Here is a 22,529-nt window from a genome sequence, read left to right on the forward strand (position 1 = left end):
CACCGAGCCTTTCTTACGAGCCTCCTCGCGCTTGTGCGGCGTCGCCTCTTCTGACCTATCCTGTTCTTGCTCCGCCATCGCTCACGCCGCCTGAAACTTGGCCAAATAATCAAAGATGGTAGCCAGCCAGTGCTCGAAGAAGACGCCCAGCCGAGGCAGCAACACCGCCAACACCGCAAGGCCCACGCCTACTTTCACCGGCATGGCCATCACGAAGGCGTTGAACTGCGGCATGGAGCGCGAGATCAGCGCCACGCCCACATCAATGGCGAACAGCGCGATCAGCAAAGGCGCGGCCAAAGACAGCGCCAGCAGAAACAGCACGCCAAACTGCGCCACGGCCATGGCGGCAAGCTGCAAACTGGCCGCTTGGCCGATAGGCAAGCTTTCCAGCAGCAGCGCGATGGCCTGAACCAGCATGTGGTGGCCATTCACCGCGTACAGATAGGCCACGGCCAGCAATTCGAACATCAAACCGAGCACCGAGCCCGATTGCCGGGTCATGGGATTGATCACCCCCGCCAAGCCAAAACCGATCTGGGTATCCAGCAAGCGGCCGGCGAATGCCAACGCGCCGAAAGCCGCCTGCACGCCGAAGCCCAGCAGCGCCCCGATGAACAGCTCCGTCAGCGCGTGGCCGGTAAGCAGCCAGCCGTTGGCCGGAGGCGGCACGTCCAATCGCATGGCGTGCGACAGCAACGCCGCCAAAGCAACGCCTAGCAATCCCCTCACCGGCCCCGGCAGACTTGCCGTACCCAATACAGGAGACAGCAGCAGCACAGGGGCCAAGCGCACCGACAACAGGAAGGTGGCGTACAGCCAACCCATTTCCAATGAAACTCGCATGGGGAGTTGATCAAAACAGCGATGGGATGCTGCCAATCACGCCAGACGCGTAATTGACCAAAGATTTCAACATCCACGGGCCAAACAGCAGCAAAGCCGCGAATACCGCCAGCAGCTTGGGCACGAAGGCAAGCGAGGCATCCTGAATCTGCGTGACCACCTGGATCACACTGACCAGCACACCCACGACAAGACTGAACAACAGAATGGGACCAGCGATGACCAACGCCATCCACATAAGCTGGGACATCAGCTGCAAAGACAGATCACTGCTCATAATGCTCAGGTTTTTCAATAAAGTTGCTTGGCAGCAATTAATTAACAAAATAAAATTTGCATTTACATTTTTCTAACAATTTTAACAAATTCATAAAATACAAAGCAATTCATTTGCAATCAACACACAAAAATGCGTTCTTTTCACAACAACGCCTTACTGCGCGCCCCTTTACGCCGACGGCCGCGTCGCCGAACGAACAGTCATTGCTTGTGACACAAACGGCAAACCCGCTTGTAATTGATACTGGGAAATTCAGCGCGCAACAGCTCCCGCATTCGCAGGCGGCCAACGTGACGGAGGTCGGCAGGCGTCTCGGAAGAACTCCGCAAATCGTCAGGCTCGGCGCTTGAATAACGACAGCCCGCTAAGCAGTTGCTCCAGGCGGCGACGTGCGCATTGTTGGATCATCCCGCCGAGCCCGCGACGCAAGCGCAAAAGCCATAGCCGCGTCGCGCAGCAACAAACGGCAGCCTCCCCGGCAAAGACTGTGTCGACGCTCAATCCCAGCCGGACTGCCAAACCGTTGCGCGCGCGGATGCGCTGCGACTGGATGGTCGTGGACAATCGTTGCTGGAGCGGCATTGCCATGCATCATCGCGACAGCCAAGCGCGCCGGAGCTGGCGCAGGCAGTGCGCCGCCACTAGCGGATCGAGTGCGGCTTGCATTGGTGTCTGAATGAATTTTTTCAGGAAGGCTCACGCCTGCTGCAGGAGGGATCATTCATGATCCATGCAACCTCGCGCCGAGGTTGAAGCTTGCGCTCAACGTGACGCGCAGCTCGCCGTTCCAGGCCAAGAGAAGGCGCAAACATGCGGACTGGAGATGATGACACGCCGGCTGAGTTGTTCTACATATCGACTTTGCAACGCAAGCGCGCGATTGCCCTGGCCAGGCAAACGCAATTTCCACCAGCGCCTCCCTGCCCTTGCCCATGTAGAATGCTGCCGATTGCAACCAGACCATTCAGGAGCATTTCGATGAAATTCATTCTGCCGTCCATCATCGCGCTGATCATCGGCGGGTCCGCCTTTGCCGCGACGCCGGACAAGCCCTTGATCGCCGGCCATATTCTGCGCCTTGACTCCGCTTGCGATTTTTCGTCCAGCGCCGTGCGCATTCAGCGCGACGCCGTCCGCCTCGAAGCATCGCTCAAACCCGATGCCGCCGCCCGGCTGAAACAGGCCGCGCGCGACTACGAGGGCCAACCCGTGGTAATCGTGGTCAACGATATCCCCATCAGCGCGTCGCCGATGGCCTCGGTTCAAATGGGCGACAAAGCGCAATTCAATGTAGGGACAGATGCCGCGCCCAAAGTATTGCCCACGCTGCTGGAAACGACTTGCCATCAGATCCGGCCGCAACCCAAATAGGCCTCCCCCACCGCAAGGGGCGGCTCGCCATGGAAATCACCTATCGATCCAGACCATGCGCCCTCCCTCGCTGCGGACCAATCGGCGCTTTCGCGCATTATCGCTCTCGCCTGCCATACCCCTAGCCCAGCCATGCACTCAAGGCCGAGGACACCTCCCCCAAAATAAAAAAGGCCGCTTATAGCGGCCGCAAAGGGGGTAGATGAATTGATCCAGCCCTGCAAACAATCCATTAAAATATAATACTACCATATAATATTCAAAATTTCAATTTTAACCAGATTATTTTTCATAATGAGTTAAATTCAAATATTCATGAAAAAAGGGAATACCAACTCGCCTCCGTACAACAATGTCAATTCCTCATGGCGGAATACGCTATTCCCACGCCCGCAACCCACGGCAGTCAGCCAATAAAGCCATCTCATCAATCCATTGCGATATCTGCGGCGCGTTGCTATCGAAAAGGCCCTCCTCGCCAAAAAGGGCGAGCCATAGCGCCAGCATGGCGTCAAATCTGAATGCGATGCATTAATAAAGGTACCGCGATCAGAAACACACATATGAACCCGCCTTATGCGCCATTCTCCGCGCCGCCCGGCGACGCCGATTCGGCGTGTCGGCGCCGCCATGACGCGTCGCCACCCACGGCAGGCTTGGCCATTTGGCATACTCCGTCCATGCCGGGCACCAGGCACAGCGGCGTTCCCGGCGGCAGGCCGACATCCGGCATGCCCTCCGCCACGGCGTCCGCCCCGCGGCTGGGCTCGCGCGGAGTCAAGTCCAGCCTGGGCAGCAAGGTGGGCGCCAACACTTTCAGCACCTGCACCGGCAAGGCGCTGGTGAATTTGTAGTCCGCCGCTTTAGGTCCGGCGACATAGGCGACTATGGTCCCGAAATAATGATCGCCGATGTAGAACACGAAGGCGCCGGAGCGGCTGACCACGCGCGCCGAAGTCAGGCCGCCGCCTCGCGAGAAGGTCTTGAAGCGGTTGTCGCCGGTGCCGGTCTTGCCGCCAATCAGCACGTGCTGGCCCTTGCGGTCGAATGCGCCGGATACGCGGTGCGCCGTGCCTTTGTCCACCACCTCGGACAGCACTTGGCGCGTCAACTGCGCGATCTCCGGCGGCAATACGCGCACGCCCTTCGCCGGCGGACGCGCCAGCGTAGTGTCATAGGGCGTGTCGGCGGCGAAATGCAGCTTGTCGATATAGACTGTCGGCAGTCTCACCCCATCATTGGAAATCACGCTCATCAATTCGGCCAAGGCGGCCGGCCGGTCCGCAGAGGCGCCCAAGGCTGAGGCATAGGACGGCACCAGCGAGTCAAAGGGGTAGCCCAGGCGCTTCCAATCGGCATGAATTTTCCGGAAGGCGTCTATCTCCTGGATTTCCTTGATCCGGGTATCCTGCCCGCCCTTGTGCTTGCTGTTGAACAGCCACTGGTAGACCTCCTGGCGCTGCGCCGCGCTGGCCTGGACCATCTCGCTCCAGCCTGCTCCCGGATGCGCCTGCAGATAGGCCGCCATCCAAAGCTCCAGCGGATGGATGCTTGCCAGATAGCCGCGGTCCGCCAGATTGAAGCGGTCCGGGCCCATCTCGGCGTACAGCTTGTCCAGGGTTTTCTGGTCCGTCTTCAGCGGCGGCTCCAAATGCTTGGCGATGAAGGCCGCCATCGCCGCCTCGTCGGCCTGCGGATGCACGCTGCGGAAAATCACCGCCAGCCGCTTGGCGCTGCGGCGCGCCTTTTCCACCAACAAATCATCTATCTGCGCCGCGCTCTTGCCGTGATATTTGTGATAGAAGCCAGCCATGAAGGTTTTGCCCTCGCGGTCGGCGAAACGCTGCAGATATTCCCGCCGGCGCGGGTCCTCTTTGTCGTTCATCACATCGCGGTCATAACCAGGCGGGTACATGTAGTAGTGCACGATGTCGCGCATCAGCCGGATATATACCAAATTGACCGAATGCTGGGTGGCGTCGCGCAGCGTCATGATGCGGCTGTTGTCGCTCTTCTCGAAATTCTCAAAAGTATGGCGACCGCCGCCGGTGAAGAAGCTTTCGCCGGGGTTGGCGCTGTACTTGCGCTCCAGCGAGGCCGCCAGCATGGAAGACAGCGCGCGGTCGTCGCTTTGCCGCAAATAATCTATCGCCCAGCGCCGCAGCGTCGGCTCGTGCTCGGTCGGCTTGATTTTGCCCAACTCTTCCCGGCTTGCGCCCGCGTATTGCCGGTGCAGGTCCGCGATGACTTCCAGATAGCTGACCAGCGTGCGCAGCTTGGCGGTGGAACCCAGGTCCAGTTTGGTGCCTTCGTTGATGTCGAAAGGCTGGTCGAAATTGTCCGCCTGCACTCTCACCTGATTGCCGGTGGGCGTGCGCTCGATCAAGGTGAAGCTGTAGGTGACGCCGCCCGGCTCGCCTTGCTGCAGCAGAAACTTGTCGCCCAGGCCGACCGACTTGGCATAGTCAGGATCGCGCAGCTTCAGCAACTGATCCGTCACCGCTTGCTGCAGTTGCGAATCCAGCGTGCTGTTCACCGTCAGATCCAGATGGTCCAGGTCATACATGCGCGGCATGCCCAGCATGGCGGACAACTTGACCCGCACCGCATTGGCGCCTTTGCGCTCCACCTGGGAAGGCGCGGCGAGAGTGACTCTCTCCCGCTGCTGTCGCAACGACACGCGCAAGGCCGCGTCGCGCAATTCCGGCGTGATCATCTTGTCACGCGCCATCAGCCGCAGATAGGAATCCGTCAACTCCTCCAGCACTTTCATGTCGCCATTGAGGAAGAACGATGGACTGCGCTGGGAAATCATCAGACTCAACGCCTCCTTGAACACCGTGGCCTGCTCGGCGACCGAGTGCGGGGCATTGCTGGCCAGCGTGCTGTTGACCTCGTCGAACGGCCTGCCATACCAGGCCCACATGCCGTCGCCCATGCCGGAGATTTCCCCGAAGCCGGCGCGCGCCGCCAGCGGCACCGTATTCAGATACGCCAGCACCAATTGCCGCCGCGAGGCGCTGGTGTCCGCGCCCTGCAGATAGGCGCGGGCCGAGGCCGACAGCATTTGCCGCAGTTTTTCCTTGGGCGAGCCGGTGCGTCCCTCGGGCGAATGGCGGTATTTTTCGATCTGGGTGGCCAGCGTGCTGGCGCCCGCCGAGTGGTAACCGGGCCGGAACAGGTGCAGCGACTCGTCGGCCAGCGCCTTGCCGAAGCGGGACCACTCCACTGCCGGATTCTGCTGCGGATTGTCGTCGTCCAGCAGAGTGTGGTTCTCGATGTACAGCAAGCCGGTGACCAGCAGCCGCGGCAGGGCGTCGAAGCTGGGGTAGACCCGCTGCGGATAGGCCGAGCGGTAGATGGGCCGGCCATAGCCGTCGTACAACAGCAGGCCGGCCTGGTCCTTCTCGCGGTAGGGCGGAAAAATGCCCAGCTTGAACCATGGGGCCGTGACGCCGCCTTCGCTCAGCTGGACCAGCCGGGGCGATTGCCGCGCCTGGGCCGAGATGTCGAAGCCGCGCGCCTGCAGCCGCTCCAGAAACGAGGGCATGCCGGCATAGCCCAGCCTCGCATCGTATGGCCCGCCGCCGGCAGGGAACCGCAGGTCTCGGCTCTTTCCTGGCTCCACCCGATAGGACGCGCCGCTGACCGCGTGGCTGAAAAACCACGCCTGCAGCCGCGAGGTGCGCGCCTCGTTCAGGAATAACGACACCGCCAGCCCTAGCAGCGCAAGAAACAGAGCTGCCAATATCCACCATGTCGTCGTTGAAGAAGACCTGCTTTTGCCCAATCCGAGTTTGGCTTCCGGAGTGTCTATCATGTCGCGCCGGCCCCAAGGGCCGCCCCCTCGCATGAACTGGAGAAAACTGCTGGCCAGACCGAACGTCGCCGTTCCGCCCCGCTTCCCGGGGCTTTATCTCAATATCGGATAGCGGATGGGATTTAGTAAAGGCGGGAAAAGCTTGTTAAGCAAACTCCCGCCGAACGGCGGCCTCGGACCGAGCAGCGGCGCGGACCGCTCGCTCAGTTTCCTCCCCGCCAGCGCAGGCTGCCGCGCGCCAGAACGCGTCCCAGCCACTGAATCAGCAAGGAAGCCGCGATGCAAGTCAGCGTGATCAAGGCGCACATGGCCGCCGCCGCCGCAGTGTCGCCGGCATCGTCCATCGTGACGATGGCCACGGCCGCCAGCCCCTTGCCCGGACTAATGATGAAAATCAGCGCGGACAGGGTAGTCATGGCCGACACGAACAGGAAGCGCGCCGCATCGAGCAGCGCCGGCAGGCTGATAGGCAGCGTCACCCGGTGCAGCGTGACCCAGAACGGCACTTTCATGGATGCGGCCACCGCCTCGAACTCGCGGTCCAGCTGGTTCAGCGAAGCGGCTATGGTCAGATGCGCCGTGGTGTAGAAATGGGCCACCGTGCACGCCACCATCAGCGCCATGCTCCCGTACAGCGCGTTCAAGGGGTTGTCCGGGTGGTTGAAGAAAAACACATAGCCCAGACCCAGCACCAGCCCCGGCACCGCCATCGGCAGCATGGCCAGGAAGCGCAGCAGGCCGCGCCCCAGCGGCGCCGCCGTCAGCTTTTCGCAAGCATAGGCCCCGAAGAACACCAGCGCGCCGCCGACCAGCGCGGTGGCCGCCGCCAGTTGCAGGCTGTTGAAATACGAATCCCAGCCACCGCCGTCCACATTGTCAAAGCGGTAATGCGCCAGCGTGAACGACAAATCATAGGGCCAATATCGGATGAAGGACGCGGCCACGCCCATGCCCAGCATGGCCAGCAGCGGCAAGGAGAGCAAGGCCAAGATGCCCGTTGCCGCCGCGTCGCGCCGCCAGTCCGGCGCCGGCGCGTACCATACCGATCGGGCATTCAGCGCCGCCTGCTGCCGGCGGGCCATGGCTCGCTCGATGAAGAAGGACAGCACGGCCGGCAACAGCAGCAGCAAGCCCACCACCGCGCCGCGCGGAAAGTTCTGTTGGCCGACGACCTGCTTGTACGCCTCCACCGCCAGCACATTGCAATCGCCCCCCACCACCTTGGGCACGCCGAAATCCGTGACCACCAGGGTAAACACCACGAGCGCCGACGACGCCAGGCCATAGCGCGCGCCCGGCAACGTGATGGTCAGAAACTGGCGCCAGGCGCCAGCGCCCAAGGCGCGCGCCGCCTCGAACAGCCGCGCGTCGGCCGAGGCCAGCGCCGTGGACAGAATCATCACCGCGTAAGGAAAGGCGTAGAAGGCCTCGCCCAGCACGATGCCCCAGAAGCCGTATACGCTGCCGCCATGCAGCCAGCCCTTCAGCAGGCCCTGATGGCCGAATAGATAAACCAGTGAAATCGCCGGCATCAGCGACGGCGCCAGCAACGGCGACAAGGCGATCTGACGAAACAGGCCGCGCCCCCAGGCCCGGCTGCGGCACAGCGCCCAGGCAAAGGCGAAGGCCAGCGGCGTCACCAGCGCCGATACCGCCAGCCCCAGGCGCAGGCTGTTGCCGGCCGCGCGCATCAGGCCGGGGGAATTCCACACATCGACGAAGTTGGCCAAGCCCGCGAAATCGCCATCCTGATCCAGCGCAGCCCTGCCCAAGATGAACAACAGAGGCAGCCCCAAACCCAAAAGCAGCAGGATAAGCAGCCCCCACACCAGGACGGTGGCGGCCCATTTTTCGACCTCCAGGCGGCCCCCCGCGAGCGGCGGGAAGATTTTTTGCGCCCGACTCAACATGCGGCCTCCCGCGGGTAGGCGCGCAGCCGCGCGGCGGGCAGCTCCACCGGCACCACTTCGCCAGGCAACAGCGGCTGGCGGTTCAGCATGGACGGGCAGACCTCGGCGCGCAGCGTGACGCCCGGCATGCCCTCCGGCAGCAGCCTAAGACGGGTCATCGCGCCGCCGAAGCTGGCGTCCTGCACATGCGCCAGCACGGTATTCGGCCCGGGCTCCCAGCGCGGCTTCACGATGATGTCTTCCGGCCGCAAAAACAGCGTCAGCGCTTCGCTCTCGGGCAAATCCCGCTCCAGGCTCAGCCGGCATCCCCCGACCACCGCTTCGCGCGCGCCGCGGCGCTCCGCCGGCAGCCAGTTGGCCTCGCCGACGAATTCGGCCACAAAGCGGCTGGCCGGCTGGCGATAAATCTCGGCCGGCGTGCCGATCTGCTCGATGCGGCCGGCGTTCATCACCACCACGCGGTCGGCGAGGGCCAACGCCTCCTCCTGGTCATGCGTCACCATCAGCGTGGTGACGCCCAGCCGCTGCTGCAGGCCCTTCAGCTCCTCGCGCAGCCTGTCGCGCACCCGCGCATCCAGCGCCGACAGCGGCTCGTCCAACAGCAGCAAGCCGGGCGAGGTGGCCAGCGCGCGCGCCAACGCCACCCGCTGCTGCTGGCCGCCGGACAGCTGGGATGGGTATTTGGCTTCGGCGCCGGGCAGGCCGACGATGTCCAGCAGCTCGCGCACGCGGCGGGCGTGGCCCGCCTTGTCGCGGCGCGGCTTCAGGCCGTAGGCGATGTTGTCGGCCACGCTGAGATTGGGGAATAGCGCATAGCTCTGGAATACGATGCCGTAGTCGCGCTTGGCGGGCGACTCGCGCGTGATGTCGCGGCCCGCCAGATTGATGGAGCCGGCATCCGGCAGATCCAGCCCGGCGATCAGCCGCAGCAAGGTGGTCTTGCCGCAGCCGGATGGTCCCAGCAGGCAAACGAACTCGCCCTTGCGGATGGACAGGGAAGCCGCGTCCAGCGCGGCGAAGCCGCCAAAGCGGCGGGTCAGTCCTTGGGCGGATAAATGCTCGGCAAAGCCGGACAGGCTGTCGACCGGTTTCATCGGCTACTCCAGTGGCCAGATTAAAACACATGAAACAAAGCCGTCCCCGGCGCGGCGGGACGGCGCGAAACCAGCCGCTTACTCCTTGGGCGCGGCCTTGCTTTCATAGCGGCGCGACCATTCCTTCAGGATGGCGTCGCGGTTCTTGGCCGCCCAGCCGAAGTTGTTCTTGGAGAGGCGTTGCGCGTAGTCCACCGGGATGAAGGGGTTCTGCTTGGCCACGCCCGGCATGGCCAGCACGGCGTAGTTCTGCTCATAGCGTTTCATCGCATCCAGGCTGACCGAGAAATCCGCCAGTTTCTTCGCCGCATCCAGGTTCTTAGTGCCCTTGATAATCGCGGTGGCTTCCAGATCCCAGCCCAGACCTTCCTTCGGATAGATCAGGTCGATGGGCGCGCCCTTCTCTTTCAGCTGCGCGCCGCGGTATTCAAACGAAATGCCTATCGGATACTCGCCGGCGGCGGCCATCTTGCACGGTTTGGAGCCGGAGTGGACGTACTGGGCGATATTGCCGTGCAGCTTGTCCATATACGCCCAGCCCTGCTTGTCGCCCATCATCTGCAGCCAGGCGGAAACATCGAGGTAGCCGGTGCCGGACGAAGCCGGATGCGGCATCACGATCTGGTCCTTGTAGATCGGCTTGGCCAGGTCCGCCCAGCTTTCCGGCTTGGGCAGATGTTTCTTGGCGGCCTCCACCGTGTTGAAGCAGATGGCGGCGGCCCATACATCCATGCCGGTCCACTTGGGCGGCTTGGCTTTGTCCACGAATTGCGGGCTCAGCTTCTCCACGCCTTTGGGCGAATAGGCCTGCAGCATGCCTTGCTGGTCCAGAATCATCAGGCTGGTGGCGGCCAGGCCCCATATCGCATCGGCCTGCGGATGGTTCTTTTCCGACAACAGCTTGGCGGTGATCACGCCGGTGGAATCGCGCACCCAGCGGATTTCGATGTCCGGATTCGCCTTTTCGAACGCCTCCTGATAATCCTTGACCTGATCCGCCTCCAGCGCGGTGTACACCGTCAGCACCGACTTGGCCTGGACCAAGGACGAAAACAGGCCGGCCAGGACCACGCAGCTTGCGACAGCCAGTTGCTTCTTCATCGACAACTCTCCTTTGTTTAGACGTATAGACAAATTCATCTATAGCTTGCCCCATGGAAATCCCTGCGGCCCACTATGCCGCGCAGCGATGACGGGCCGGTGAATACAAAGTGAAGCTTGCCTTGCCCGACTAGACCAATTTCTCGGCAGCCGCCTGACCGGATAAGCGGCATGCGGCCAGCGCGCGCGAAAATCAATCCAAGCGGGTTCTACGCAGTTTTATCTATATTGACACTCTGGACTGCACCGTGAAGATCGCCCAGCAAAAGAGAGCCGCCGCCATGCCAGCCCACCGTCCGCCACACCCAAACTACCCTGCCATTCTGCTGGCCGGGCTGCTGTTCTCGCTCGGCTCAAGTGCGGTAGCGGCGGACTTGCCGGTCGTCCATGTCGGCATCGTGCCGCAGCAATCCGCCGTGAGCCTGGCGCGGGACTGGGGGCCGCTGCTGCAATACCTGGGCAAGCAATGCTCGCTGGACATGCAGTTTGAAACCGCGCCGGACATCCCCTCCTTCGAACGCCGCGTGGCCAAGGGCAGCTACGATCTGGTGTATTTCAACCCGCTGCACTATGTCGAATTCCACGAATCCGCGGGCTACCAGGCCCTGGCGAGAGAAAGGGACCGCAAATTGATAGGCCTGATCGTGGTTCGCAAGGACAGTCCGATCCAGAACGTGCGCCAACTCGAGGGCAAAACGCTGGCCTTGCCCGCGCCGGAAGCCTTCGCCGCCAGCGTGCTGCCGCAAGCCGAACTGGCCGCGCAAGGCATACGCGTCGATATCCGCTACGTCGGCTCTCACGACTCCGTCTATCTCGCCGTTCGCCAGAAATTGTTCCCGGCCGGCGGCGGCATCAACCGCACCTGGCAGCAGCAGCCCGACGCCGTCCGCCAGGATTTGCGCATCCTGTGGCAGACGCCGCCGCACACGCCGCACGCTTTCGCCACTCGCCCCGGCATGCCGCCCGCCCTGCGCCGCTGCCTGCAGCAGGCGCTGGGCAGCCTGTCGGACAAGCCAGAAGGATTGGCCCTGCTCCAACGCGTGCAGCTGCAAGCGCTGACCGCAGCCCAGGACAGCGACTGGGACGACATCCGCCGCCTGGGCATCCATTACCGCGCGCCTGGGGAGCAATAGCCGATGTCCTTCCGGCTCAAGACCATACTGGGCATCGCGCTGATCGAAATGATCATGCTCGGCATCCTGCTGCACTTCGGCCTGTCCATGCTGCGCGACACCAGCGAGCGAGAGATGCTGAAGCGGCGGCAGATCATCGCCGAGCAGTTCGCCGAAGCCAATCAAAATGCGGTGCTCAGCACCGATCTGGCCACCTTGCAAAGCGCGGTGGAGCAGATGGTCAAATCGCCCAGCATCATTTTCGCCCGCGTCTACGACGGCCGCGGCCGCATCCTGGCGGAGGCCGGCGATCCGATGGCCCTGGCGACCCAAGCGCGAAGCAGCACGGACCTGGAGCAGATTCCGCCAGATCAGCCGCTGACGATCACCCGAGACATTATGGTCGGCGGCTCCAGCTACGGCCGAGTCGAACTGGGCACCTCGGTCGCCGCGCACCAGCAACTGATGCAGAGGGCGAGAAAAAGCGGCCTGCTGCTCGCGCTGGCCGAGCTGGCCCTGTCGGCCCTGTTCTCGCTGCTGCTCGGCCTGTACCTGACTCGCCAGCTGAACGCCTTGCAAGGCGCCGCCGGCAGGATGTCGGCCGGCGAGCTCGGCTGCCAGATTCCCGTGCGCGGCAATGACGAACTAGCCCGCACCGCGCGCATGTTCAACCACATGTCGCAACAGCTCGCGCGCAATCATGGGCAGCTAGAAGAGGCGTTGCGCCAAGCGGAGCATGCCGGCGCGGAACTGCGGCAGCAGGAAAAGGTGCTGGACGCCATCAACTACTTGCAAAGCCTGTTCATCGGCAAGGCGCATCCAGACACCATGTTCTGCTATGCCCGCGACATCCTGCTGCTGTGGTTCAACGCCGAGCACGGCTTCCTGTGCGAAGTCCGCCATCCGGCCGGCAAACCGCAGTTCCGCCCGCTTACCCCCGCCTTGAACCCGCCGCCGCAAATGGAGCAGGACCGGCTGCTGCAGACCTGCCTCTATCATCAAAGCGAACAGCTGCTGGACCTGCAACAGAGCGCGGCCGGCGCCTTCCGCGACGATAGCCACTTTCTGAGCATTCCCATCATGCTGGCCGCCCGCGTGATAGGCGTATTCACGCTGTTCCTGCCGCAAGCTATCGAGCCGGAGCGCGGCGACGACATCCCGCGGCCGCTGATGAACACGCTGGCTCAGCTGATACTGGCGAGCCAGGACCAGCGCATGCTGGAGCAAACGCAGTTGCAGCTGTCGCGGCAGCAAATGCTGCTGTCCGCCGTCATAGAGTCATCGGTGGACGGCATCGCCGCCTTGGACGCCAATGGCGTGATCGCCAGCGCCAACGGCGTGGCGGAGCGTCTTTTCCGACTGCCGCGCGGCAGCCTGGTCGGCGCCTCGCTGCTGGAATTGGTCGCGCCGGAGGGGCGCGGCAAGCTGCAAACCATGCTGAGCGGCGCCGACGTCGAACTGGGCAGTCTGCTGCAGTTGACCGCCCTGCGCGCAGACGGCGAACCGTTTCCGATAGAACTGGCCCTGACCCGCATGCCGGAGCAGGCCGACGCCTGCTTCAACCTGACGCTGCGCGACATCTCCTCCCGCCTGGCCGCGGAGCGCGAACTGCTGCGCGCCAAGCAGCAGGCCGACGCCGCCAACCAGGCCAAGAGCGCCTTCCTCGCCACTATCAGCCACGAGATACGCACCCCGATGAACGGCGTGCTGGGCATGCTGGAACTGCTGCAGATGAGCCCGTTGGACACCGAGCAGCAGGACACGCTGGGCACGGCGCGGGACTCCGCGAGCACGCTGCTGCGCCTGATAGACGACATCCTGGACTTCTCCCAGATCGAGGCCAACAGGCTGGAGCTGGTCAAGACGCCCACCTCGATCTGGCAGCTGCTGCAACGCGTGCTCAGCCTGTACGCCCAGTCGGCGGAGCAAAAAGATTTACGTTTCGATCTGGACATCGACCCCCTGCTCGCCCCCATGCTGCTGCTGGACCCGCTGCGCCTGCGGCAGATCCTGCAGAACTTCCTCAGCAACGCGGTCAAGTTCACCGCGGCCGGCAGCATCGCGCTGCGCGTGGCGGTGACGGACGAGGCGCCGGGCTGGCAGGCGCTGTCCTTCGAAGTCGTCGATACCGGCATAGGCATCGCGCCGGACAAGCTGGAATCGCTGTTTCAGCCCTTCAGCCAGGGCGAGTCCGACAGCGCGCGCCGCTACGGCGGGACGGGGCTGGGCCTGGCGCTGTGCCGCCGCCTGGCCCAGCTGATGGGCGGAGAAGTCAGCCTGAGCAGCGAGCCAGGCAGCGGCACCGTGGCCTCGCTGCGGCTGACCGTGGATGTGGTGAGCGCAGCCGCGCCGGCCGAATCGCGCCAGCCGCGGGAACCACAGCCAGGCAAGCGCATTCTGCTGGCGGAAGACAATCCCACCAATCTGAAGCTGGCCGCCAAGCAGCTGCAAAAACTCGGCTACCAGCCCGATACTGCGGAAGACGGCGAGCAGGCTTTCGACAAATGGCGGCGTGACCATTACCACCTGGTGCTGACCGACTGCCTGATGCCTAATGTCAGCGGCTATGAGTTGGCGCGGCTGATCCGCAGCTTCGAGGCCGAGCATCCTGCCCGCCCCCGCGCCGTCATCATCGCCTGTACCGCCGGGGCCACCCCGGAAGAATTGCAAAAGACTCGCGACGCCGGCATGGACGGCTACCTGGTCAAGCCGCTGGCGCTGGATACGCTGGCCGACATGCTGGAAAAATGGCTGTACGGCGAAGCCGCCGCCAGCGCGCAACGCGCGGCGGCGCCGGACGCCTCCGACGAAAAAGGCCCGCTGGATCTGTTCGCCCTGCGCCAGCTTGGGGAAGGCAATCGCAAGGCGGAAAACCGGCTGGTCGGCGAATGCCTGAGGCAGACACGGCGCGGCATGGCCCGCATCCGAGACGCCATCGTCCGCGAAAGTCCAGCAAAAATCGCAGCGGCGGCCCGCGACATCGCCATGTCGGCCTCCCAGATAGGCGCGCGCGGCATCGTCACCGCTGCGCAGCGCATGGAGCAAGCGGCCGAGGCCGGAGATATAGACGCCGCGCCCCGGCTCATGTTGCAGCTGGAGCAGGCCTGCCAGGAGGTGGAGCGCTGGCTGGCCCGGCGCGACGCGCCCAGCGAGATGAATTTTGAGTGAAACTGCCATGAACCCGCCATTTCCCGATCGCGAGGCGCCATGAAGCTGCGCCGCCTGCGCGACAGCATAGCCACCCGGCTGCTGATCCTTGCCCTGGCCATCGTCACGGTCGGAGCGGTGACCCGCTACTACGCGCTGAGCAATTTCCTGCGCGAAGACCTGAGCAAGGTGGTGGAGGCGCAGCAACTGGCGCTGGCCAGCTATGTCGCCCATGACATAGACCAGAAGGTATCGCAGCGCGAAACCTTGCTGATCCGGCTGGCGCAAGACCTGCCGCTGCCGTTGCTGAGCGATCCGCCCCGGCTGCGGCAATGGCTGCGCGACCACTACGACTACCAACCCCTGTTCTCCATCGGCATTTTTGTGCTGGCACCCAACGGCCGCGCCATCGCCGACTACCCGCCACACGCCTTGCGACTCAACAATGTCTATTCCGACCGCGACTACTTCCGCGCAGCGATGGCCGGCAAGCCCTATATCGGCCGCCCCGTCATAGGCCGCACCTCGCATCAACCGGTATTGCCCATGGGCGCCCCGATTCGCGACGCCTCGGGCCGCGTGCAAGGCGTCCTAGTCGGCATCACCGCGCTAGGCGCGCCGGGCTTTCTCGACCTGCTGCAACACACCCGGATAGGCGACAATCAAGATAGTTTCCTGTTGATTTCGCCCAGAGACCGCATTTTCGTCTCGTCCTCCCAGCCGGACATGATATTGAAGCCGCTGCCGCGCCGCGGCCTCAACCCCTTGCACGACCAGGCCATGGCGGGCTGGCGCGGCGCCGGCATCACCGTCAACGCCAAGGGCGTGGAAGAGGTCAGCGGCGTCGCCTCGGTCAGCAGCGCCGGCTGGTTCGTGGTGGCGCGCATTCCTGCCAGCGACGCCTTCGCCACCGTGGAGCGCGTGAAAAACTTCTCGCTGCGCAACACCGTCGTCGCGCTGGCGGTCTTCTCCCTGCTCGCCTGCGGCGGCATGTATATCGTGCTGCGGCCGCTGTTCCAGGCCGCGCGCCACGCCGATCGCATGACCCGCGGCGACCTGCCGCTGGAGCCCTTGCCCATCAGCCGCGACGACGAGGTCGGCCACCTGATCGCCGCCTTCAATCGCCTGCTGCACAAATTGAACCGGCACCAGCTTGAGCTGGCGCGCCAGGCCCACCATGACCCGCTGACCGGACTGCCCAATCGCGCCTTGCTGACCGACCGTCTACATGTGGCGCTGGCCCAGGCGCAACGCAAGAACGGCCTGATCGCCCTGCTTTTCATGGATTTGGACGGCTTCAAAACCATCAACGACAGCCATGGCCACAAGACCGGCGACAAGGTGCTATGGCTGGTGGCGCAGCGGCTGTCCCTCATCGTGCGGCAGACCGACACGTTGGCCCGCATCGGCGGCGACGAGTTCGTCCTGCTGCTGAGCGATCTGGACGAACATGCGGACGAAGTCGCCCGCACCGTGGCCGCGAAATGCCTGGACGCTTTCTCCCACCCCTTCGCGGCGGACCGCGCCGACTGCCAGCTCGGCATCTCGATAGGCATAGCCATCAGCGACGGCTGCCATCATCCCGACCGGCTGTTGCAGGCCGCAGACCAGGCGATGTACCGCGTCAAGAAAACCGGCCGCAGCGGCAGCGAAACAATCAGGCTGTGAAATCGGCGCGCCGCGTCATAATGAGGGGATCATCCCGACCAACCGTTTTTCGATGCGAGAGAGCTTCATGAGGCTATTGCAGACAATCAAAGTCGGCCCGCGGCTGTCCATGTCCTTCCTGGTGCTGCTGGCCTTTTTGCTGGCCATTTCCGCCGGCGTATGGAATGGCCTCGCCCGCATAGAACAGGCCGCGCGCATCATCGTCAGCGAAGACGCCAGCAAGCAGCAGGCGGCGGCCGACCTGGACCGCGACTCCCAAAACGCGGCCCTGTTGCTGCTGCAGATCGTCGCCACGCCGGACCGGACGCAGCGCGTGCCGCTTTATGCCGCCATGGACGACGCCAACCGCAAGGCCAACGACGTTCTGCAGCGGCTCAAAGCGCTGCCCTGGCGCCCGGAGCAGACCGGCGCGCTGCAAAAGCTGAGCGAGCTGCGAACCGCCTACGCCAAAGCCTTCGGCGACACCGTGGACTTGGTGGAAGCCAATGACCCGGCCGCGCTGGCCAAGCAGTACGGCGGCCAAACCCAGCCCGCGCTGCAGGCGCTGTTGGCCGCCACCGCCGAGCTGGCCGCCGCCCAGCAGAGCCATATGAACGCGGAAATGGCCGACGTACTGGCCCTGATGGCCGCGACTCGCGGTCTGCTGCTGGCCTGCTGCGCCGCCGCCGTGCTGGCCGGCCTGTTGCTGGCCTGGAGCGTCACCCGCAGCATCACCCGGCCGCTGGAGCACAGCGTGGCGGTGCTGGGCGCGATGGCGCGCGGCGACCTGCGCAGCCGGGTCCACGCCGCCGGCAAGGACGAGACGGCGCAGATGCTGCGCCGCATGGAGACGATGCAGGCCGGGCTGGCCGCCCTGGTGCGCGAATTGCGCGCCAGCGCCGACGTGGTGGCCGACACCGCGGCCTCCACCCGCGGCAGCGCGGCGGAAGTGGCCGGCGGCGTGGAGCGGCAGCAGGCGGAAATCCACCAGATCAACGGCGTGGTGGGCGCCTTCTCCGCCAAGCTGGACCGCGCCGCCGCCACCGCCGGCCAGGCGCAGCAGCAAGCCCGGAACGCGGCGCTGCTGGCCGACCGCGGCCAAAGCCTGATCGAGACCGCCTCGCGCGAGATCGGCCTGATCGCCGGCCAGATCCGCGGCAGCGCGGAATCGGTGGACGCGCTGCGCCAGCGCGCCAACTCCATGCACGACATGATAGAAGCCGTCACCGACATCGCCGAGCAAACCAATATGCTGGCGCTGAACGCGGCGATAGAAGCGGCCCGCGCCGGCGAAATGGGCCGCGGCTTCGCCGTGGTTGCCGACGAGGTGCGCAACCTGGCCGCCCGCACCGCCCAGGCCACCCGCGAAATCAATCATGTGATCAGCGCGATGGACTCGCAGACATCGGACGCGATGAGCCGCATCGAACAGGGCCAGCGCGAAATGGCGCGCGGCGTCGCCCTGATCGGCGAGATAGTGGAACCGCTGACCGAATTGAAGCGCGGCGCCACCGCCACCGTAGGCGAACTGGACCGGCTGACTGCGGACATCGCGGAACAAGTGCTGGAGAGCCAGGCCATCGCAGGCAGCGTGTCGGCCATCGCCCGCTCCGCAGACGAAAGCCTCAAGGCCAGCCAGGATGCCCGGCACAGCAGCGGCCGGCTGCAGGAAGTGAGCGCCGCGCTGCAGGAGCAAATGCGGCGCTTCGCGGTGGACGGCTGATCAACGGCGCATCAGCAGCGCCAGCAGCCTCTCCCCGGCCTCAGCCAGCTCGCCGTCGTTCCACAGCACCTCGCTGCCTAGAGGCGGCGCGTAGCCGCCGGCCTCGCTCAGGCGGCGGGCTATCTCGTCCGCGCTCTCTCGGCCGCGGCCGGCCAGCCGCGCGGCCAGCGTCTCGGGACTGGCGGTGATCCACAGCGCGCGCAGCGTGGGAAAATGCTGCGCAGCCAGCGCCAGGCTGGAGCGCGAGCCATTGACCACCACGTCCAACCCCTGGCCCAGCCACAAGTCCACCTCAACGCCCAGGCCATAGGCCAGGCCGTGCCGCCGCCAGCTCAAGGCGAAACAGCCGCTCGCCGCGCGCGCGTCGAACTCTTCCGCGCTCAACGCCACATGGTTTTCGCCGCCGGCGCCGGCCGGCCGCGTAATATAGCGGTGGGCGAACATGACGCCGGCGTCCGCCGACAGCCTGTCGCGCGCATAGGCCAGCAGGCTGTCCTTGCCCGCGCCGGACGGGCCTATCACATACCAAAGCGTGCCGGGCTTATCCGCCATAGCGCTTCACCTCGCCGTCAAAACCGCAGTAGGCCAGATAGCGGAATGGGCCGCCCTGTTCGCGCTCAACAAACAAGGCGATGCCAGCCACTTCCAGCCCATCCAGCAAGCCTGCGAAGCGGCGGCGAGCGGCTTTTTCCAGCGCGTCGGCCGCTTGCGAACCGCGCGCCAAACTATCAGAGAGCGTCATATGAAAGCGGAACTGTTCGAACACATAAGGGTAACCCCAGCGCCGATACAGCGTCTGCTGCCGCGCATCCAGCCCGGCCCTGGGTTTCAGCGGCGCGGCGCGGTCCGCCAGCGGCTCGAAGCCCGCCACGCAGGCGGCGGCCAATTCATCCAGCTCCGGCGAAACATGCTGCGGCCGCAATGCCAAGAAGTCACCCAGCCAGTCCACTTGCAACGGCAAGGCAAAGGGCTGGAAAGCTTGCGCCAACGCTGTCACCCGCCTCAATAAGCTGTCTTGATCGACATCCCGCCGCAAGGCAAACGGCGCTTTCAAGGTGGCGTGCCAGCCGTAGCGCGCGGCTTCGCGGGTGAGCCCGGCCTGCGTTTCCGCGTCCATGCCGTCCAGCCGCGGCGGCCCCGCCGCTTCGCCGCTGGCGGCATCCCAACCCAGCCATTCGCAGCCGGCGCGCCACAATTCGCTGTCCGGCCTGGGCGCATAGTAAACCGCGTAGCGCGTCATTCCTGCTCCATCACCAATTGCACCAGGTCGCCGTTGAAGCAGGTGACGCCGTACTGCACCGGCGCGCCGGCCGCATCGACGTTCAGCGATTTCACATGCAGCACCGGCCGGTTCTTGGGAATGCCCAGATAATCGACTGTTTCCGTGTCCGGCAAACGGGCGGTAACCCGGGTGAAACGGCGGGTGTAGTCCGCCACCCCACACTCGGCCAGCGCCCGCGTCACCGAGCGGTGCCGCAGATAGGCTTCCGGCAAGCCTGGGAACCGGGAAGCGGGAAAGAACATGGTCGCGTAATCCACCACCCGTCCCTCTACCTTGCTCAGGGTCTTGATGCGGTACAGCGTGTCGCCCGCGGCCACCTGCAGCAGCTCCGCCAGCTCGGCGTTGGCCGGCACCGTGTCGCTGTTCAGGATATCGATGTCCGAGCTGAGATTCTGCCGCGCCATGTTCTGCGAGAAGCGCGTGCGCTTGCTGATCGCGTAGTCGATCGCGTTGTCCTGCACGAAAGTGCCGCGCCCCTGCTCCACCCGCAGCAGGCCGCGCTCCACCAGCGTGGCCGCCGCGCGGCGTATGGTGTGGCGGTTGACGCCGAAACGGTCCGCCAGCTGCAGCTCGGTGGGCAGCTGCTGGCCCGCCTGCAAGGCGCCGCCGGCGATGTCGGCCGCCAATGCCTCCTCTATCTGCCGCCACACGGCGACGCCGGAACCTCTCTCTATCATCACCTTCCTCCGTTCGGCTTTCGTCTGCGCACGCCTTGAAAACGTCACAAAAACTTCATCGCCGCGTGCTGTTTGTCCTTCGATGCCCGCCATTATCATGCATACGTCTATACGTTTATATGAATCTTTCTTGAACCATGAGGCACATGATGGACACCTCCACCCGACAGCGCTGGCTCTCAGCCCTGGCCAACAGCCCCATCGAACGGTTGCTGGCCCTGCTGCCGCCGGCTCTGCCCGCCGCCCCGCGCTGGCTGCGCCGCGCCGAAACCGGCCTGATGATGCTGCAAGGCCGTAGCGGCGGCAGCGGCGCCCGTTTCAATCTGGGCGAAATCAGCGTCAGCCGCGCCAGCTGCCAGATAGGCGATCACGTCGGCCACGGCTGGGTGCGCGGCGGCGATGGCTGCCATGCCGAGCTGATCGCCCAGGCCGACGCGCTGCTGCAAGACCCGGCCCGCCATGGCCAACTGATGGAAACCTGGATAGCGCCGCTGGAGAACGAACTGGCCAAGCGCCGCGCCGACCGTTCTCGCGAAGCCGCCGCCAGCAAAGTCGAATTCTTCACCATGGTGCGGGGGGAATGACCATGCATAGCGCTTTTGCCCATCCGGTGGATGATGCCCAGCAAACCTTCCGCGCCGTATTGAGCGCGATGGCCGAGCCGCTGTTGCCGCGCGCGCTGCCGGTATTGCCGCCGGCCCTGCCCGGCCTCAAAGCTTCCGCCGCCGCCCTGCTCTACACCTTGGCCGACCAGGATGCGCGCGTCTGGCTGCCGGCGCTGCCGGACGACACCATCGCCAGCCTGCGCTTCTACACCGGCATGCGCGTGGCCGAGCTGCCGGAAGAAGCCGACTTTATCGTCATCACCACCGGCATGCCGCTGCCGGATTTGATGAGTTTGAAAGCCGGCAGCGCCGAATACCCGGACCGCTCGGCCACGTTGTTGATCGAAGTGGATGGTTTCGGCGCGGACCAGGTGGAAGGCAGCGGCCCCGGTTTCGCCGCGCCGCGCCGCTTCGGCGCCGCCGGCCTGCCCAAAGACTTCTGGCGCGAATGGCAGCGCAATCACGCCCGCTTTCCGCTGGGCGTGGACGCCATGCTGATTGCCGACACCCACATCGCCGGCCTGCCACGCAGCGCCCGCATCCGCGAGGGCTGACACGATGTACGTAGCCGTGAAAGGCGGGGAAACCGCCATCGCCCGCTCCTGGGACTTGCTGGCCGCCGCGCGCCGCGGCGACGAGGCCGTCCCGGAGCTGACCATCGATCAAATCCGCCAGCAGTTGCGTCTGGCCGTGGCCCGTGTGATGCAGGAAGGCTCGCTGTACGACGAAGAGCTGGCCGCGCTGGCGCTGAAACAAGCCAGCGGCGACAGCATGGAGGCCGTGTTCCTGCTGCGCGCCTTTCGCACCACGCTGCCGCGCTTCGGCCAGAGCTTGCCGCTGGACACCGCCGCGATGCGGGTGCGCCGCCGCGTGTCCGGCACCTTCAAGGATGTGCCGGGCGGCCAAATTCTCGGCCCCACCGCCGATTACACCCAGCGCCTGCTGGACTTCGGCCTGACTCAAGCCGCGCCCAAAGTCGAACCGGAACAGGCCGCCGCGCCGCTGCCGGACGCGTTGCCCGGCGTGCTTCAGTTGCTGGACCGTGAAGGCTTGATCGAAGCCGACCTGCCGCCCGAGGGCGACCCGGAGCCGGTGGACCTGACCCGCGAGCCGCTGATGTTCCCGGCCGGCCGGCCGGCGCGGCTGCAGAACCTGGCGCGCGGCGACGAAGGCTGGCTGCTGGGCCTCGCCTACTCCACCCAGCGCGGCTACGCCGAAAGCCACCCGTTCGCAGGGGAAATCCGCATGGGCGAAGTCAGCGTGATGGTCTGCCCGGAGGAGCTGGGCTTCGAGATCGACATCGGGGAAATCACGCTGACCGAATGCCAGATGATCAACCAGTTCGCCGGCAGCAAGACCGCGCCGCCGCAATTCACCCGCGGCTACGGCCTGAGCTTCGGCGAGGCCGAGCGCAAAGCGATGGCGATGGCGCTGGTGGACCGTAGCCTGCGCGCCGAGGAGTTGGGCGAAGCCGCCCACGCGCCGGCGCAGCAAGCGGAATTCGTGCTGTATCACAGCGACAATGTCGAAGCCTCCGGCTTCGTCCAGCACCTCAAGCTGCCGCATTACGTGGACTTCCAGGCCGAGCTGGCGCTGATCCGCCAGTTGCGCGCCGCCGCCGATCAGGAGCCCCGCCATGACTGACGACCGCTACAACTTCGGCTTCCTCGATGAAAACACCAAGCGCATGCTGCGCCGCGGCCTGCTCAAAGCCGTGGCGATCCCCGGCTACCAGGTGCCGTTCGGCAGCCGCGAAATGCCGCTGCCTTACGGCTGGGGCACCGGCGGCATCCAAGTGATGGCCAGCGTGATCGGCCGCGACGACGTGCTCAAGGTCATCGACCAGGGCGCCGACGACACCACCAACGCCGTCAACATCCGCCGCTTCTTCGGCCGCGTGGCCGGCGTGGCCAC

18 protein-coding genes are annotated in these 22,529 nt (G+C 64.8%); 9 read left to right on the forward strand and 9 right to left on the reverse strand.

The genetic code is table 11. The annotated features are described in order from the left end of the window. Positions 1 to 81 precede the first annotated feature (81 nt). Entirely contained in the window at positions 82 to 846 is a 765-nt protein-coding gene (locus C2I19_RS16360; RefSeq protein ID WP_103903726.1) for a flagellar biosynthetic protein FliR, read from the reverse strand. Between the two features lie 10 nt (positions 847 to 856). Beyond that, positions 857 to 1,141 carry a flagellar biosynthesis protein FliQ gene (gene fliQ, locus C2I19_RS16365; protein WP_199181230.1) on the reverse strand — a complete coding sequence of 95 codons (285 nt, stop codon included), beginning with the start codon at positions 1,139 to 1,141 and terminating at the stop codon, positions 857 to 859. Positions 1,142 to 2,104: 963 nt separating this feature from the next. On the opposite strand from fliQ, the gene C2I19_RS16375 reads away from it, so the two are divergent. Then, positions 2,105 to 2,497 carry a hypothetical protein gene (locus C2I19_RS16375; RefSeq protein WP_103903729.1) on the forward strand — a complete coding sequence of 131 codons (393 nt, stop codon included), beginning with the start codon at positions 2,105 to 2,107 and terminating at the stop codon, positions 2,495 to 2,497. Positions 2,498 to 3,071: 574 nt separating this feature from the next. Here C2I19_RS16375 and C2I19_RS16380 read toward each other — a convergent pair. From C2I19_RS16380 to C2I19_RS16395, 4 genes are all read right to left on the reverse strand, one after another. Further along, positions 3,072 to 6,245 carry a transglycosylase domain-containing protein gene (locus C2I19_RS16380; protein ID WP_233201231.1) on the reverse strand — a complete coding sequence of 1,058 codons (3,174 nt, stop codon included), beginning with the start codon at positions 6,243 to 6,245 and terminating at the stop codon, positions 3,072 to 3,074. A gap of 275 nt (positions 6,246 to 6,520) precedes the next feature. Further along, the gene (locus C2I19_RS16385) at positions 6,521 to 8,227 is read right to left on the reverse strand and encodes a putative 2-aminoethylphosphonate ABC transporter permease subunit (protein WP_103903731.1); all 1,707 of its coding nucleotides are present in this window, start codon (positions 8,225 to 8,227) and stop codon (positions 6,521 to 6,523) included. After that, positions 8,221 to 9,321 carry a putative 2-aminoethylphosphonate ABC transporter ATP-binding protein gene (locus C2I19_RS16390; protein WP_103903732.1) on the reverse strand — a complete coding sequence of 367 codons (1,101 nt, stop codon included), beginning with the start codon at positions 9,319 to 9,321 and terminating at the stop codon, positions 8,221 to 8,223. The genes C2I19_RS16385 and C2I19_RS16390 overlap by 7 nt, the downstream gene beginning before the upstream one ends. 78 nt (positions 9,322 to 9,399) lie before the next feature. After that, entirely contained in the window at positions 9,400 to 10,422 is a 1,023-nt protein-coding gene (locus C2I19_RS16395; RefSeq protein ID WP_103903733.1) for a putative 2-aminoethylphosphonate ABC transporter substrate-binding protein, read from the reverse strand. Between the two features lie 281 nt (positions 10,423 to 10,703). Here C2I19_RS16395 and C2I19_RS16400 point away from each other — a divergent pair, with 281 nt between their 5' ends. The 4 genes from C2I19_RS16400 (at position 10,704) to C2I19_RS16415 (ending at position 18,051) form a co-directional block, all read left to right on the forward strand. Beyond that, the gene (locus C2I19_RS16400; protein ID WP_103903734.1) at positions 10,704 to 11,555 is read left to right on the forward strand and encodes a phosphate/phosphite/phosphonate ABC transporter substrate-binding protein; all 852 of its coding nucleotides are present in this window, start codon (positions 10,704 to 10,706) and stop codon (positions 11,553 to 11,555) included. Positions 11,556 to 11,558: 3 nt separating this feature from the next. Beyond that, positions 11,559 to 14,702 carry an ATP-binding protein gene (locus tag C2I19_RS16405; protein ID WP_103903735.1) on the forward strand — a complete coding sequence of 1,048 codons (3,144 nt, stop codon included), beginning with the start codon at positions 11,559 to 11,561 and terminating at the stop codon, positions 14,700 to 14,702. 39 nt (positions 14,703 to 14,741) lie between these two features. Further along, positions 14,742 to 16,349 carry a diguanylate cyclase domain-containing protein gene (locus C2I19_RS16410; protein ID WP_103903736.1) on the forward strand — a complete coding sequence of 536 codons (1,608 nt, stop codon included), beginning with the start codon at positions 14,742 to 14,744 and terminating at the stop codon, positions 16,347 to 16,349. Positions 16,350 to 16,416: 67 nt separating this feature from the next. Beyond that, positions 16,417 to 18,051 carry a methyl-accepting chemotaxis protein gene (locus C2I19_RS16415; protein WP_158253741.1) on the forward strand — a complete coding sequence of 545 codons (1,635 nt, stop codon included), beginning with the start codon at positions 16,417 to 16,419 and terminating at the stop codon, positions 18,049 to 18,051. On the opposite strand, the gene phnN is transcribed toward C2I19_RS16415, so the two are convergent. From phnN to phnF, 3 genes are read right to left on the reverse strand one after another with little or no spacing between them, the layout of a single operon-like run. Next, positions 18,052 to 18,603, reverse strand: coding sequence for a phosphonate metabolism protein/1,5-bisphosphokinase (PRPP-forming) PhnN (phnN, locus tag C2I19_RS16420; protein WP_103903738.1), 552 nt, complete (start codon positions 18,601 to 18,603; stop codon positions 18,052 to 18,054). It abuts the gene before it with no gap. Beyond that, the gene (locus tag C2I19_RS16425; protein WP_103903739.1) at positions 18,593 to 19,291 is read right to left on the reverse strand and encodes a DUF1045 domain-containing protein; all 699 of its coding nucleotides are present in this window, start codon (positions 19,289 to 19,291) and stop codon (positions 18,593 to 18,595) included. Before C2I19_RS16425 ends, phnN begins: the two co-directional genes overlap by 11 nt. Then, entirely contained in the window at positions 19,288 to 20,010 is a 723-nt protein-coding gene (phnF, locus tag C2I19_RS16430) for a phosphonate metabolism transcriptional regulator PhnF (RefSeq protein ID WP_103903740.1), read from the reverse strand. The genes C2I19_RS16425 and phnF overlap by 4 nt, the downstream gene beginning before the upstream one ends. 146 nt (positions 20,011 to 20,156) lie before the next feature. On the opposite strand from phnF, the gene phnG reads away from it, so the two are divergent. The 4 genes from phnG to C2I19_RS22545 form a co-directional block, all read left to right on the forward strand. Continuing rightward, positions 20,157 to 20,594: a phosphonate C-P lyase system protein PhnG gene (gene phnG / locus C2I19_RS16435; protein WP_233201232.1), complete on the forward strand. Its 438-nt coding sequence runs from the start codon at positions 20,157 to 20,159 to the stop codon at positions 20,592 to 20,594. Positions 20,595 to 20,596: 2 nt separating this feature from the next. Next, the gene (gene phnH, locus C2I19_RS16440; RefSeq protein WP_158253742.1) at positions 20,597 to 21,169 is read left to right on the forward strand and encodes a phosphonate C-P lyase system protein PhnH; all 573 of its coding nucleotides are present in this window, start codon (positions 20,597 to 20,599) and stop codon (positions 21,167 to 21,169) included. A 4-nt stretch (positions 21,170 to 21,173) separates the two neighbouring features. Next, the gene (locus C2I19_RS16445) at positions 21,174 to 22,259 is read left to right on the forward strand and encodes a carbon-phosphorus lyase complex subunit (protein ID WP_103903742.1); all 1,086 of its coding nucleotides are present in this window, start codon (positions 21,174 to 21,176) and stop codon (positions 22,257 to 22,259) included. Further along, a partial coding sequence (locus tag C2I19_RS22545) for an alpha-D-ribose 1-methylphosphonate 5-phosphate C-P-lyase PhnJ (RefSeq protein WP_233201233.1) occupies positions 22,252 to 22,529 on the forward strand: 278 nt, incomplete at its 3' end. The genes C2I19_RS16445 and C2I19_RS22545, both read left to right, overlap by 8 nt.

The organism is Chromobacterium alticapitis, from assembly GCF_002924365.1.
In the GTDB taxonomy this organism is placed as follows: domain Bacteria; phylum Pseudomonadota; class Gammaproteobacteria; order Burkholderiales; family Chromobacteriaceae; genus Chromobacterium; species Chromobacterium alticapitis.